Annotated in this window: 12 protein-coding genes; 10 read left to right on the top strand and 2 right to left on the bottom strand. The window is 63.3% G+C overall.

Translation table 11 applies throughout. From position 1 onward, the window contains the following. Positions 1-4: 4 nt before the first annotated feature. Together J2J99_RS24540 and J2J99_RS24545 are read right to left on the bottom strand one after the other, a co-directional pair. A complete protein-coding gene (locus J2J99_RS24540) occupies positions 5-1396 on the bottom strand; it encodes an alpha-L-fucosidase (RefSeq protein WP_343229142.1) in 1392 nt (463 codons plus the stop codon). Continuing rightward, entirely contained in the window at positions 1368-2375 is a 1008-nt protein-coding gene (locus J2J99_RS24545) for a LacI family DNA-binding transcriptional regulator (RefSeq protein ID WP_168297464.1), read from the bottom strand. Before J2J99_RS24545 ends, J2J99_RS24540 begins: the two co-directional genes overlap by 29 nt. A 187-nt stretch (positions 2376-2562) precedes the next feature. On the opposite strand from J2J99_RS24545, the gene J2J99_RS24550 reads away from it, so the two are divergent. The 10 genes from J2J99_RS24550 to J2J99_RS24595 all read left to right on the top strand — a co-directional run bounded on the left by J2J99_RS24550 (position 2563) and on the right by J2J99_RS24595 (position 14844). After that, positions 2563-4488, top strand: coding sequence for an ABC transporter substrate-binding protein (locus J2J99_RS24550; RefSeq protein WP_168297463.1), 1926 nt, complete (start codon positions 2563-2565; stop codon positions 4486-4488). A 103-nt stretch (positions 4489-4591) separates the two neighbouring features. Beyond that, a complete protein-coding gene (locus J2J99_RS24555) occupies positions 4592-5578 on the top strand; it encodes an ABC transporter permease (protein ID WP_016736892.1) in 987 nt (328 codons plus the stop codon). Positions 5579-5590: 12 nt separating this feature from the next. Then, positions 5591-6724, top strand: a complete 1134-nt coding sequence (locus tag J2J99_RS24560) for an ABC transporter permease (protein WP_168297462.1) — start codon at positions 5591-5593, stop codon at positions 6722-6724. After that, a complete protein-coding gene (locus tag J2J99_RS24565; RefSeq protein WP_168297461.1) occupies positions 6714-7763 on the top strand; it encodes an ABC transporter ATP-binding protein in 1050 nt (349 codons plus the stop codon). The genes J2J99_RS24560 and J2J99_RS24565 overlap by 11 nt, the downstream gene beginning before the upstream one ends. Further along, on the top strand, positions 7763-8821 hold the full coding sequence (locus tag J2J99_RS24570) for an ABC transporter ATP-binding protein (RefSeq protein ID WP_205918903.1): 1059 nt from the start codon (positions 7763-7765) through the stop codon (positions 8819-8821). The genes J2J99_RS24565 and J2J99_RS24570 overlap by 1 nt, the downstream gene beginning before the upstream one ends. Then, positions 8821-9654 (top strand): 5-deoxy-glucuronate isomerase, encoded by an 834-nt coding sequence (locus J2J99_RS24575; RefSeq protein ID WP_168297459.1) that lies wholly within the window; start codon positions 8821-8823, stop codon positions 9652-9654. The genes J2J99_RS24570 and J2J99_RS24575 overlap by 1 nt, the downstream gene beginning before the upstream one ends. A 51-nt stretch (positions 9655-9705) precedes the next feature. Beyond that, a complete protein-coding gene (locus J2J99_RS24580; RefSeq protein WP_168297458.1) occupies positions 9706-11574 on the top strand; it encodes a GH39 family glycosyl hydrolase in 1869 nt (622 codons plus the stop codon). 12 nt (positions 11575-11586) lie between these two features. Continuing rightward, positions 11587-12405, top strand: a complete 819-nt coding sequence (locus J2J99_RS24585; RefSeq protein ID WP_168297487.1) for a sugar phosphate isomerase/epimerase family protein — start codon at positions 11587-11589, stop codon at positions 12403-12405. Positions 12406-12409: 4 nt separating this feature from the next. Beyond that, the gene (locus J2J99_RS24590; RefSeq protein WP_168297457.1) at positions 12410-13426 is read left to right on the top strand and encodes a hydroxyacid dehydrogenase; all 1017 of its coding nucleotides are present in this window, start codon (positions 12410-12412) and stop codon (positions 13424-13426) included. Then, positions 13423-14844, top strand: coding sequence for an enolase-like domain-containing protein (locus tag J2J99_RS24595; protein ID WP_168297456.1), 1422 nt, complete (start codon positions 13423-13425; stop codon positions 14842-14844). Before J2J99_RS24590 ends, J2J99_RS24595 begins: the two co-directional genes overlap by 4 nt. Positions 14845-14964 lie beyond the last annotated feature (120 nt).

Genomic DNA, 14964 nt, shown 5'->3' on the forward strand with positions numbered 1-14964 from the left:
CGCATCAATCCTGAATGCCAGCGTCGCTCCCAGCCTTGAGCTTGACCTCGATGACCGGGACGACGACCTTGGGGCAGCGCACCGGCAGGACGAATGTCAGCTCGTTCTCGGCGACGGGGAACTGGGTGTTCGTCCACAGCGTATTGGCGGACGGGCGCAGCCAGGTGACTTCGCTGGCATCATGCAGGAATTGCGCATATTCGATCTTGCCCGCCAGGGCATCGAAATGCAGATGCCTATAGGGCCAGTTGAAGAGGTGGATATAGAGCCGGTCGCCGTTCTGGGTCAGGCGGCAGTCGGGTGGGGCGGTGAAGTCGGACTGGGTGCAGCCGACGATGCTGCGCTCGTGCAGCGCCATCCACTCCTCATAGGCAGTAAGGGCTGATATCGCCCGGTGGTCGAGCGTGCCGCGTGCCGTCGGCCCGACATTCATCAACAGATTGCCGCCGATCGCAACGGTGCCGACAAGCATCTGCACCAGCTGCTCGGTGCTTTTCCAGGTGTCCTCGTCGCGGTGATAACCCCAGGAGCCGCTGAGTGTCTGGCAGGCTTCCCAGACAACGCGCCGGCCGTCGCGCTTCGGCCAGGTGCGCGGCATATATTGCTCCGGGGTGACGATGTCGGGCTGCAGACCGGCAAGATCGAGTCGGTTGTTGATGATGATGTCGGGGGCAAGCTCGCGCACCAGGCGCACCAGCTTCTCGCTTTCCCAGTCCCGATGGCCCTTTCCCACAAGTTCGCCGAGCTTCCACTGCGGATAGCTGAAATCGAACCACATGATGTCGATCCGTCCGAACTCGGTCAGCAGCTCGCGCACCTGCTCGCGCATGAAGGAGGCATAGCGCTGCATATCCCGGCCTTCGTTGATTTTCGCTGCATCGGGATGATTGCGCTGCGGGTGGCGGGGATCGACGGTAAAATCGGGGTGATGCCAGTCGATTAGCGAATAGTAGAAGCCGATCCTCAGGCCCTCGGCGCGGAAGGCGTCGACGAAAGGGCGCAGCAGATCCTTGCCATAAGGGGTGTTGGTCACCTTGAAGTCGGTGGCCTTGGTGTCCCAAAGGCAAAAGCCTTCATGATGCTTGGTCGTCAACACGACATATTTCATGCCCGCGGCCTTGGCGCGTCTCGCCCATTCGCGCGGGTCGTAGAGATCGGGGTCGAAATGATCGAAATATTTCTGGTAGTCGGTGTCATCAAGCTCTTCGCGGCTCTTGACCCATTCATGGCGCGCCGGCAGGGCATAGAGCCCCCAATGCACGAACATGCCGAACCGGTCGTGAACGAACCAGGCCTTCTTCTCGTCGGGCAGGGCCAGTGACTGCAGACTGTCGGCGTCCATGTGATATCCTCCTGTTGATCGTCGATCAGGTCGTTTCGCGGACGATGAGCTCAGGCACGATGACGATGCCGTGCTGGCGGTTTTTTGTGGCGATGCGGCTGAGCAGCAGGCGCACGGCTTCCTCTCCCATCTCCCGTTTCTGCACGCGCAGCGTGGTGAGCGCCGGAGACAGCAGTTCGGCTGTCGGGATGTCGTCGAAACCGATCAGCGCGATCTGACCGGGGATCGAAATCCCGGCAGCCCGGCAGGCCTTCATCGCGCCGATCGCATTGAGGTCGTTGTAGCAGACGAGGGCATCGATATCGGGCGTTTCCGCCAGCAATTGCGCCGCCGCCGTCTGTCCGCCGGCCGCGGTGGGATCACAGTAGACGATGCCGTGCGCCTTCAGCCCATGGGCAGCCAGCGTCTTGCGGAAGCCAACGAGACGGCTCTTGCCGCCGAAGGAGCTGCGCGGCCCGGCAATGATCGCGATTTTGTGGCGGCCGCGTTCGACCAGGTGGTCGATGGCCCGCGACGCGCCGGTCTCGTAGTCCGTGACAATGGTTCCGGCGATCTCGTTCGGAGCCTCGCGGTTGATGAGCACGACGGCGCGGTGGGGTGCGAGCGCCTTATGAAGCGCGGCATCCGGCAGCCGGGCGCTGCAGACGATGATCCCGTCGACCCGATGCCTGAGCAGCGCTTCGATGAGTTCCTCTTCCCGTTTGCTGTTTTCGACGACGTTGGACAGAAGCAGATTGTAGCCGGCCGCGCTCGCCGCATCCTCGGCGCCCCGGATGACCTCTGGAAAGAACGGGTTGGTGATGTCGGGAACAAGAAGACCGATGGTCTTTGACCGGTCCGACCGCAATCCGCGCGCAAAAGGATTGGGGCGATAGTTGAGCTCGTTTGCCGCGGAGAGAATACGCTGACTGGTTTCGGCGCTGGCGCCGCCGCGGCCGTTGAGCACGCGCGAGACCGTCATTGGCGACACGCCTGCGGCATGGGCGACATCGGCGATGGTTATTTTGGAATCTGGTTCTTTGGGGCTGTTCAAAGGCTGTCTCTGAGAAGGCAGGAAAATTACGATAACGATAACTAACATAGTTTCGGTGAAAACCAAGCCTTTGCAGGTTTGGATCACGTCAATGCGAATCCTTTTGACAAGATCATACGATAACGTTAACGTTCCCAATTGAGGAGAAGACGTTAACGATAACCTACTCGAACACAGGGAGGAGAGAATGCAGCACGTCAGGATTCTACGACGGCAGGTCGTTTCGACCGTTGCCGCGGCCATCCTCATCGGGGCCGGCTGGGCCGGCGCCGCGCTCGGTTTCCAGGAGGCGCCGGAACTCAAGGCGCTTGTTGATGCCGGCAAGCTGCCGCCGGTGGATAAACGCCTGCCCAAGGAGCCGCTGGTGCTCACCCCGCTTGAATCGGTCGGCACCTATGGCGGCACCTGGCGCACGGCCACCTTCGGCGGCGGCGACAGCGAGATCGAGCGTTCGATCGGCTATACGAGGCTGGTCCGCTGGAACCCGGAATGGACTGAGGTGATCCCCGATATCGCCAAGAGCGTCGAGGTCAATGCGAATGCCACCGAATATACTTTCACGCTGCGTCAAGGCACGCGCTGGTCGGACGGCGAGCCCTTCACCGCAGACGACCTGGTGTGGTGGAACGAGAATGTGCTGCGCAACACCAAGATCACGCCTGCTGCACCCGACTGGCTGACGGCCGGCGGGGAACCGGTCAAGGTCGAAAAGCTTGGCGACGACAAAGTTGTCTTCAAATTTGCTGCGCCGAACGGCCTGTTCCTGATGAACATGGCGACCGTGCGCGGCTCCGATATCCTGGCGGCGGCACCCGCACATTACCTCAAGCAGTTCCACAAGGATTTCAATCCCGATGGCATCGATGCCCTGGTGAAGGCGGCAGGTGCGGCCGATTGGGTCCAGCTCTTCAACAACAAGATCGGCTTTCCCGGCCGCTGGCGCGATCTCGGCCGGCCGACGCTCGACGCCTGGGTGCTGACCGCGCCCTATAACGGCACGACCCAGGTCGTCGCCGAACGCAATCCCTACTACGCCAAGGTGGATACCGCGGGAAACCAGCTGCCTTACTTCGATCGTGTCACCATCGACGTGATGCAGGATACGCAGGCGATCATCCTGAAGGCGATCAGCGGCGAAATCGACATGCAGAACCGCTTCATCGAGACGACGGACGCCCGCACCGTCATCGTGCAGAACCAGCAGAAGGGCGGCTACGGCCTGTTCATCGCCCGGCCGGCCTGGTCGAACGCCCTGCTGATCACGCTCAACCAGACCCACAAGAACCCGGCCTTGCGCGCCGTCTTCTCCAACAAGGATTTCCGCATCGGCCTCAGCTACGCCATCAACCGTGAGGAGCTGAACCAGCTGATCTATGCCGGGCAGGCCAAACCCTATCAGGCGGCGCCCCGCGAAGGCACCGCGCTCTACGACGAGAAGATGGCGACGCAGTATCTCGAATATAATGTCGACCTCGCCAATCAATATCTCGACAAGGCGGGCCTGACCAAAAAAGATGCCGAGGGTTTTCGCCTCGGTCAGGACGGCAAGCGCATCACTTTCGCGATCGACGCCTTGACCGGCAGCCCGATCCAGGTCGACGCGCTGGAAATGATCCAACGTTATTGGCGGGCGGTCGGCATCGACATGCAACCGCGCCCGGCTGAACGGTCGCTGATCTTCTCCCGCCTGCAGAACAACGACAATGACGGCCTCGGATGGGTTGGTGGCGGCGGCTACGACTTCCTCGGCCTGCTCGATCCCAAATGGTATTTCCCGCACGAATACGAGTCGAGCTTCGCGACCGCATGGGGTCTTTATTACCAGAATCCCAAGGACCCGAACGCTCAGGAACCGAGCCCGGCCGCCAAGAAGCAGATGGACCTTTACCGGCAGGTGCAGGAAGCCCCGACGCTCGAAAAGCAGCTGGCCGCCATGAAGGAACTGCTGGCCATCACCCGGGACGAATTCTACGTCATCGGCACCAACCTCGAGCCGGATCGCGTTGGTATCGTCAAGACCAATATGCACAACGTCCCGAAGGTCATTCCCAGCACGTCCTTCTACATGACGCCGGGACCGGCCAAGCCCGAGACCTTCTATTACCAGCAATAAGGGCCTCCGATCGGCGGAATGGCGTCTCCGGCGCCATTCCCAAAGCACAGCCTCGCCCCATCACCCAAAGCGATCGGCGATTGCCGGTTGAAGGAGCTTGAATATGGCCGGCTTCATTATCAGACGTCTGCTATACATGATCCCGATGATGTTCGCGATCTCGGTCGTGACCTTCATCATCATCCAGCTGCCGCCGGGTGATTTCCTGACCGCGATGACCGCGCGTCTTGCCTCGCAGAACGAGACCATCGATCCGGGCGTCATCGCCGGCCTGCGCGAGCGCTACGGCCTCGATCAGCCTTGGGCGGTGCAATATTGGAAATGGATCAGCGGCATCTTGCTGCGCGGCGATTTCGGCCAGTCCCTCGATTGGAACAAGCCGGTCAGCGAATTGATCTGGGCGCGCATGGGCCTGACGATGGTGGTCTCGGTGACCACGCTGCTCTTCGTCTGGGCGGTGGCCTTTCCGATCGGCATCTATTCGGCGGTGCGGCAATATTCGGTGGGCGATTACGTCGCCACCTTCTTCGGCTTCCTTGGCCTTGCCATTCCGAACTTCCTGCTGGCGCTGGTGCTGATGTTCGTCTCCGCGCAGTATTTCGGCCAGAGCGTCGGCGGGCTGTTTTCGCCCCTTTATATCAACGCCGCCTGGAGCTGGGCCAAGCTTGGCGACCTCATCTCGCATATGTGGATCCCGGTCGTCGTGCTCGGCACGGGTGCGACGGCGGCGCTGATCCGCATCATGCGCGCCAACCTGCTCGACGAACTCAACAAGCCCTATGTCGACATGGCGCGGGCCCGGGGCCTCAGCGAAATCCGGCTGCTGCTGAAATATCCGGTGCGCGTCGCCCTCAACCCCTTCGTCTCGACGGTCGGCTGGGTGCTGCCGCACCTCGTCTCGGGTTCGGTGGTGGTCTCCATCGTCCTCAGCCTGCCGATCACCGGACCGCTGCTGCTCAACGCCCTGTTTGCCCAGGATATGTATCTCGCCGGCACGTTCATCCTGCTGATGAGCATGCTGACGCTGATTGGCACCCTGATCTCCGATTTGCTGCTCGCCTGGCTCGATCCACGCATTCGCAATGGCTGAAGGACGATACCAATGACCGATCACGCTATCGCGCTGGCGCCTGAAGCTGTTCACAATTCCGATGCCGTCGCCGGCCAATGGAAACTGATCTGGCGCCGCTTCTGTCGTCACCGGCTGGCGTTGGCCGCTGGGTTCGTCATTCTCCTGATATACCTGGTCGCGCTCTTTGCCGAGGTCCTCGCCCCGGTTTCATCGCAGACCTACGATTCCCGCTACACCTATGCGCCGCCCCAGCGGCTCAAAGTCGCCGGTTACGACGCGGCGGGCCAGTTTCATGCGCTCTACGTCAACGGCTATTCGATGAAGGTCGATCCGATCGCGCTCAGCCGCACTTACGTGCCCGATCCCGCCGTCGTCATTCCCGTCGGCTTCTTCGTGAAAGGTGAACCCTATCGGTTCTGGGGGCTGTTCGATTTCGACCGTCACCTGATCGGCCCGGTCGAGGCGGGCAAGCCATTCTACCTGTTCGGCGCCGACCGGCTGGGGCGCGACGTCTTCAGCCGGACGGTGCATGGCACGCGGGTTTCGATGTCGGTCGGCCTGATCGGCGTGGCGATCAGCCTCGTCCTCGGTATCATCGTCGGCGGCATCTCCGGTCTTTACGGCGGCTGGGTGGATGATGTCATCCAGCGTTCCATCGAGCTCATCAACTCGATCCCGACCATCCCGCTGTGGATGGGGCTTGCCGCCGCCGTTCCGATCAGCGCCGATCCGATCCTGGTCTATCTCTGGATCACGATCATCCTGTCGCTGATCGGCTGGACCGACCTTGCGCGCGTGGTGCGCGGCCGTTTCCTGTCGCTGAAGACGGAGGACTTCGTCATCGCTGCCCGTCTCGATGGCTGCTCCCGGATGCGCATCATCTGGCGGCACATGGTCCCCTCCTTCATGAGCCACATCATCGCCTCGGTCACGCTCGCCATTCCGACGATGATTCTCGCCGAAACCGCACTTTCCTTCCTTGGCATCGGCCTGCGGCCGCCGGTGGTCAGCTGGGGCGTGCTGCTCCAGGAGGCCCAGAACATTCTCGCGGTCTCGAGCGCGCCCTGGCTGTTTCTTCCGGGCCTGGCGGTGATCGTCACGGTGCTCGCGCTCAATTTCCTCGGTGATGGATTACGTGATGCTGCAGATCCCTATGAATACTGACGCGAATTTCGCCACGGCCGGTAGCCTGCACCGGCATCGTGACCCGTTGATCGAGGTCGACGAGCTCAGGACGCATTTCTTCGGCGGTACGGGCACGGTGAGGGCGGTCGACGGCGTTTCCTTTTCCATCCCGCGCGGCAAGACGGTTTGCGTCGTCGGTGAATCCGGGTCGGGCAAGAGCATCACCGGCCGCTCGATCCTCAACCAGGTTCCGCGCGGCGGGCGGATCGTCTCGGGCGCGATCCGCTACCGGCCCGATCCGGCCGCACCCGCGATCGATCTGGCGGCGCTCGATCCGCGCGGCCGCGACATGCGGGCGATCCGCGGCGCCCAGATCGGCCTGATCAGCCAGGAGCCGATGGCGGCGCTCTCACCCGTCCATACGATCGGCAACCAGATGGTGGAGGTGATCCGCCTGCATCTGAAGATGGGAAAGAAGGAGGCGCGCGAACATGCCATCGATACGCTCGCTCTTGTCGGTATTCCCAGGCCGGCCGAGCGCATGGAAAGTTACGCCTTCCAGTTTTCCGGCGGGATGCGTCAGCGTGCGTGCATCGCGTTGGCGCTCGCCTGCCGCCCCAAACTGCTGATCGCCGACGAACCGACCACGGCGCTCGATGTGACCACCCAGGCCAATATCCTCGACCTACTCGCCTCGCTGCAGGCCGAATTCGGGCTCTCGGTGCTGTTCGTCACCCATGATCTCGGTGTGGTTGCCGAAATCGCCGACGAGGTCGTCGTCATGTATGTCGGCCGGGTGGTCGAGGCGGGCGATGTCGACACGATCTTCCATGCGCCTGTTCATCCATACACGAAGGCGCTGCTGCAATCGGTACCGCGCATGCATGGACAACCGAGCGAACGGCTCGCGACCATCGAGGGCATGGTGCCGTCGCGTTTCGCCCGGCTTGCGGGCTGCAGCTTTCACCCCCGATGCAGGCAAGCGAGGGCGGGGCTGTGCGATCAGAAGGACCCGGAGTCCGTCCTCATCGGCGACGGGCACGTCGCCAGCTGCCTGCTCTATGAGGGAGGACAATGATGGCCGATCCCACCCTGCAGAAAAGCCCTCTGCTCGAGCTGAACGAGCTCCGCATGCATTTCCCCATCCGCAAGGGTGCGTTCCGAAGGGTCGTCGGGCATGTCAAGGCGGTCGACGGCGTTTCGCTGCGCATTGAGGACGGGGAGACGCTCGGCATTGTCGGCGAATCCGGCTGCGGCAAGTCGACCCTTGCCCGCACCGTGCTGCGCATCTATCGGCCGACGAGCGGCGAGATCCGCTACCGCGACCGCAGCGGCGCAACGATCGATCTTGCGGCCATGTCAGGTCCGGCCCTCGACGAAATCCATCGCGACCTGCGCATTGTGTTTCAGGACCCGCAATCCTCGCTCAATCCGCGCCTTCCCGTCATCGACATCATTGGCGAGGTGCTCAGCGTCAACGGCATCGCCAAGGGCCGGGAATTGGAGCACCGGGTCGCCGAACTGATGCAGAGTGTCGGCCTGCGGCCGGAATATATGCGCCGCTATCCGCATGCTTTCTCCGGCGGCGAACGCCAGCGCATCGGGATTGCCCGGGCGCTGGCGTCCAACCCGCGCCTTGTCATCGCCGACGAGGCCGTCTCGGCGCTCGATGTCAGCGTGCAGGCCCAGACCATCAACCTGTTGCAGGATCTGCAGGAACAATTCGGCCTGACCTATCTCTTCGTCGCCCACGACCTTTCGGTTGTAAGGCACATCTCGGACAATATTGCCGTCATGTATGTCGGCCGGGTGGTCGAAAGGGCGCCGACGGAGCAGATCTTTTCGCGCCCCCTCCATCCCTATACCGAGGCGCTGCTGTCGGCCGTGCCCATCGCCGATCCCAGGATGCGCCGCCACGGCAAGCGCATCCGACTGGCGGGCGAGGTCGCCGACCCCGCGCATCCGCCTCCCGGCTGCGCATTTCATCCGCGCTGCCGCTACGCCACCGAGCTTTGCAGGCAGGAGGTGCCGTCCTTGCGCACCATTACGGCCGATGGGCACGCGGCGGCCTGTCACTATGCCGAAACCCTGTCGCTCAATCCCTTTGCCGACCGTACCGTTCCGGAGTTCAATTGATGCCCGAATTCATTCCACGCTCCGAGCAGCGTCCCATCGTCGATACCTCCTCCAGGACGCTCGATCTCATTTACTTCGACCTCGTCACGCTTCCGGCCGGTGGTCGGGACACGCGGCGGCTGGGCTTGCACGAAAGCCTCTACGTCGTGCTGTCGGGTCAGGTGGATATCGAGGTGGATGACATCAGGTTCGAAGCGGTGGGCCGGCGGGCCGATATTTGGGAAGGCGATGCGGACTCGGTTTACGCGCCCGTCGACGCCAACGTCCGGATATCGGCCCGTGGGGGTCCGGCGGAAGTCGCGATTGCCGGCGGCATCTGCGACAGGCGCTACGCCCCGTTCCGCGTCACGCCCGAAGAGGTCGATGCGGTCAATGTCGGCTCGCCCGATACACACAGCCAGCGGCGCATCGTTCACCTGCTCGGCCAGAGGCAGAACGGGCGCTGCGGCAATCTGCTGGTGAGCGAACTCTATGCCGGCGAGGGCTGCTGGTCGGGCTATCCTCCCCATAAGCACGATACGGAAGATGGCGATGCCGAGACGCTGCACGAGGAGCTTTATCACTATCGCTTCCGACCCGAGACCGGCTTCGGCAGCCAGATCACCTATGACGACGACGGTCCGGTCAAGATCCTGATGACCCGCAACGGCGACACTGTCCTGGTCGATCGAGGCTATCACCCGACCGTCACCTCGCCCGGCCATCGGGGCTACATCTTCACCATCCTCGTCGGCAAGCATCGCCGCGGGCTGATCCAGCGCTTCGATCCCGCCCATCAGCATCTGACCAAGACCATCCCCGGCATCGATGCGATGCGCGAAAAGTTCAAATAGCCGGTGCCGGCAGCAGGCATCGCCAGATTTCCGTCCTAGGAGAGATGATCCATGCGTGAGCGTACGCGAATAAACGTTGATGCCGGCCAAGCCGTGCGCCCCTTCAGCCGGTTCTGGCGCGGCACCGGCTTTTCGCCGGCCGAGCTGCTGCTCGAACCCGAGATGCGCCAGATGCTCGCCTATATGGGCAGCCTGCCGAACGAAGGTATCCGGTTCCTGCGCGTCCACTATCTCTACAATCTGCTGCGCTCGACCGGTGGTCTTGGCGGCTACGACTGGTCGCTGCTCGACCGGGCGCTCGACGTGATGATCGGGCACCGTCTGAAGCCGTTCTTCGAGCTGATGGGCAATCCCTCGGGGCTCTTCACCGACTATGAGGACATGGATCAGGTCAGGCGCTGGCGGGACCTGGTGACGGCGACGGCGGATCGATACGGCGCGCGCTACGGCATGGACGAATTGCGGACATGGTACTTCGAAACGACGAACGAGGCCGATTCCGGCTGGTGGACCTACGGCATCGAGGGCTACACCAATTATTACGACGCCTGCGTCGCAGGGCTCGATGCGGTGGATCCCAGCCTGCCGATGGGCGGTCCCGGCACCGCCCGCACGCTCTCACCGATCTTTCGCGCCCTGATGGCCCATTGCGACAGCGGCACGAGTTGCCTGACCTGCGACGGCCCGCCGCGCCTCGACTACATTTCGATCCACGAAAAGGGCGTCAACGGCAGCAAGGACGACCTGACGCCGAAGACGAATGCCATCATCGACCGGACGCTGCTCGTCGTCGATTATCTCAAGGAGCACCATCCGCGGCTTGCCGGCCTGCCGATCATAAACGACGAGTGCGACCCGCAGCTCGGCTGGAGCGATCACCACAGCTGGCACGGCAAGGCCTATTACGCCGGCATCATCGCCCGGATCATCGAACAGCACGACCGGCGCATCATCGCCCCCAAGGCGGCGAATTTCACTTTCCTCAGCAATGACCACGCTTTTATCGGCGGCTGGAGCCAGCGCACAATCTTCGCCTATTTCGGTCCGCGCAATTTCACCAAGGCGCAGTGGGAGCACAAGACCGAGCTCGACAAGGTGGTGGCCGACATCGACAGCGCGCCGCCCTTCGATATCATCAAAAAGCCTGGTCTCACCTCGATGGAACTGCTGGCGACGCTCGGCGACACCGTCTGCAAGGTGACGGCCGAGCCGCCGCTGACACCCGATCAGGATGGCTTGGCGATCCTGCCGACGCGGATGCCTGGCGGCGGCGTTTCGATCAGCCTCATCCATAGCGTCGATGCCATCAACCGTTCGGGCCGGACCGCCGTGCGGCTCGAGGTGACTGGGCTCGCTCCCCGCCGCCACGCGCTGTGCCTGCTGCGCATCGACGAGGAATTCACCAATCCGATGGAGGTCTGGGAGGCCCAGCGCGACGAAAGCAATCCGCGCGGGCCCTTCGAGCCGGTCGGCGCGCCGCTTGTGCCTGATGAAGCGCAGTTCGCCGAATTGCGCCGCGCCCAGGAGCCTGCCCTGCTGCATCCGATCAGCGTCGTCGAATGCGACGAGGGCCGGATCAGCGTCGATCTCGATGTGCCGTTGCCGTCGCTGACGCAGGTGCTCGTCGTCCCCGACATCGGCGCGCCCCCGGCTACACCCACCGGCCTTACCGTCGAACGTTACCTTGGCCTCGGCGGGCGGGAGGAGCGCATGCTGTTCTGGGCGGCCGGCGATGCCAGCCCCGCCATCTTCTACGATGTCCTCGTCAGCACCGATGGCGAGACCTTTGAAAAGGTCAGTCCCGCGCCGCTGATCTCGACAGCATTCCTGCAGATGTCGCCGCCGGCGGGTGCGCATTACGCGGTGCGCGCCCGGGATGCGTTCGGCCGCCACAGCGAGCTTTGTGCCTCTCGTCGATGAGCAATGAAAACAATGGACATCGCCTATTTCACCAAGACCCTGGAAGGCCTGCCGGTGGAGACGGCGGCGGAGATCACGGCGGAGCTTGGCTTCGACTGCGCCGATCTACTTATTCGCGAGGGTCACGCCGTCTCACCCGACAGGCCGGAGGAGATCGTCAAGGCGGGCAAGCTTTTTGCTGCGGCCGGTCTGCGCATCCCGATGGCGACGATCGACGCCACGCAGCCGGACGATCCAGCGTCCAGGCTGCTTGCTTGCTGCGGCGAGGCCGGAATCGGGCAGATCCGGCTTGGCTTCTGGCGCTATGATCCGTCGCGGCGCTGGCAGGTTCAGTTCGATGAGGCGCGGCGCGACCTCGATGGTTTCGAGCGTCTCGCCGACAAATTCGGCATCAAGCTCACCATCCAGCTTCACGGCGGGACCCTCCATGCTTCGGGTGCGCTGGCAGCGCAACTGCTGGCCGGGCGCGACACGATGAGGATCGGCGCCTATCCCGACCCGGCCAATCAGCTCATTCGCGAGGGCAGCGAGGACTGGCGTCTGACCCTTGATCTTCTCGATCCCTGGTTCTGCTGCATGGGTGTCAAGAATTGCGGCTGGTTTCCCGGCGCTTATGGAACCCACGGCCAGCGCGCATGGCATTCGGACTGGTACGGGCTCGACGAAGGCATGGTGCCCTGGAACGACATCGTCCCGCATCTCATCGCCACCGGCTTTGCCGGCGTGCTCTCGGTGCATTCGCAATACCGTCTTCCCCGGGAACAGGCGCTCGACAAGGCCCGCGCCGATCTTGCCCATCTCAGGCGCCTCGTCGCCGCAGCGAAAGAGTAGGACCATGAGCAAACAGGCGCCCGTCATTGCCGTCCTTTTGACAGAAAAGACCCGCCGCATGATGCTGGACGATGCGGCGACCGCTGAGGTGAACGGCCTCGGCGAGGTGCGCTGGCCGGCCGGCGCCACGATCGATGCTGCCGATGTCGACCGGCTGCTGCAGGACGCCACGGCTTGCCTCACCGGATGGGGCACGCTGCCCTTCGATCCTGCCCTGCGACAGCGTCATCCGCGCCTTTCTCTCGTGGCTCATTCCGCAGGCAGCATCCGCAAGCTCGTTCCGGCGCGACTGTTCGATGACGGCCTTCGCGTCAGCCACGCCGCCTCGAAAATTGCCGTCTCGGTTGCCGAGTTCGTCGTCGCCGAAGCGCTGCTTGCCATGCGCGGCATTCACCTTCTGCATCATCGATTGCGTGACGGCGGTGAATGGCTCGACGTCCGCGCCGCGGTGCCGCAAAGATTGCTCGGCGCCAGAACGGTCGGCATCGTCGGCGCCGGATATGTCGGGCGGGCGGTCATGCGCCTGCTCGTCCCATTCGGCTGCCGTGTGCTCGTCGTCGATCCCTATCTCAGTGACAGCGAGGCCGCGGCACTCGGTGTCGTCAGAACAGCACTGGACGATGCGCTGGCGCAAAGCGATGTGATGTCCCTGCATGCGCCCGTCCTGCCCGAAACGCGCCGCATGATCGGCGCCCGCGAACTGGCGCTGCTGCGTCCCGGCGCATTGTTCATCAACACGGCGCGGGCCGAGCTGGTCGATGAGGCGGCATTGCTTGCCGAGCTCCGCTCCGGCCGCATCGAGGCTGCTCTCGATGTCTTCGACAGTGAGCCGCTGCCTCAAGACAGCCCGTTCCGCGACCCGGCGCTCGCCAATGTCACCATTTCGCCGCATGCCGCCGGCCACACCGAGGAGGCGCATTTCGCCCAGGGCCGGGCCATGGTGGACGAGATCGGCCGGCTGCTGCGCGAAGAACCGCTCCAACATGAAGTGTCGCGCGCCATGCTGGAGCGGATGGCATGAGCATGGACAGAAGTATCGGAAGTCTCGTGACGGCGCCGCGCATCAGAATTGTCGAGATAGACGCCTTCGAGCGCGAGATCAGCCTGCGCCTGCCGTTCCGCTTCGGCGCGGCGACGCTGGAAAAGGCGCCGCAGGCCTTTCTCAGGGTGCGTGTCGAGGACGAGGAGGGGAAAACCGCCATCGGCGCGGCCGCCGAAATGATGGTGCCAAAATGGTTCGACAAAAATCCGGCGCTGACGCCAGCGCAGAATGTCGATCAATTGCGCGGTTCGATCCGTACCGCGGCCGCCGCGTCGCTCGAAGCGTCCGCGCCTGCGACATTGTTTGCCGCTGCACAGTTGAACCAGATGGAAACCGCCCGCCGCCTGCCTGGAAATCCGCTGGCCACCGGCTTCGGCCCTTCGCTGATCGCCCGCGGCGTGCTGGACGCCTATTGCCGCCTTGCCGGCATTTCCTTTTTCGATGCCGTGAGGCGCAATGTCATCGGCATCGGCGGCCCGATGCTGCCCGGCGATATCGCCGCAGATGCAGCGTCAGCCGTGCTCGCAAGCCTTCGTCCCGCCGTCTCGATCGCAGCCCGGCATACGATCGGGCTTCTCGACCCGATTACCGAGAGCGAGATCGTCGATCATGTCGATGACGGACTGCCGCAAAGCCTCGAGGCGGTCATCGCGCGCTATGGCAATCGCTGGTTCAAGATCAAGCTGTCCGGCGCGATCGATGCCGATATCGACCGGCTGGCGCGGATCGCCGCCGTGCTGGACCGTCTGCCAGACTATCGGGTGACGGTCGATGGCAATGAACAGTTCGCCGCCGCCGACGAGCTTGCCGCCCTGCTGGCGCGGATCGCGGCCATGCCGCGACTGGTGCGGCTGCGTGCGGCCATTGCCTTCATCGAACAGCCGTTCTCGCGCGCGATCACCATGGTAACGCCGCTCGGGGATCTGGCGGCGCAGCTGCCTTTTCTGATCGATGAGAGCGATGATGGCGATGGTGCCTTCGCCCGCGCCCGGCCGCTCGGCTATACCGGCGTTTCCTCGAAAACCTGCAAGGGCATTTACCGCTCGCTCATGAAGGCGATCCGCATCAAAACGGCAGGCGTGCCGGGATTGTTTCTCTCCGGCGAGGATCTGACCTGCCAGGCCGGGCTTGCCGTGCAGCAGGATCTGGCGTTGGTTTCGCTGCTCGGCCTCTCCCATGTCGAGCGCAACGGCCATCACTATGTGGCCGGCATGCGAGGGGCGCCGCAGGCGGAGAAGGCGCGTTTTGCCGCTGCCCATCCGGATCTCTACGAGCAAGGCCGGGACGGACCGCTGCTGTCGATCCGCGACGGCCGGATCGCCATCGCTTCGCTCGGGGCCGTCGGCTACGCGAGCGGCGCTTTGCCCGATTTCGAGGCGATGAAATCATTGTCGTGAGACTTGGCGACATTCAGCATGGAGAGCAGCGCTGTTCTGTTGAACTGTGAGATCTGAGCACCCAATTCCACCAAAACGGATACTCTACACAGGGCATCACGCGCGTTCCGAACCATTTCT

The sequence above is a fragment of the Rhizobium binae genome (assembly GCF_017357225.1).
GTDB classification, from domain to species: Bacteria; Pseudomonadota; Alphaproteobacteria; order Rhizobiales; family Rhizobiaceae; genus Rhizobium; species Rhizobium binae.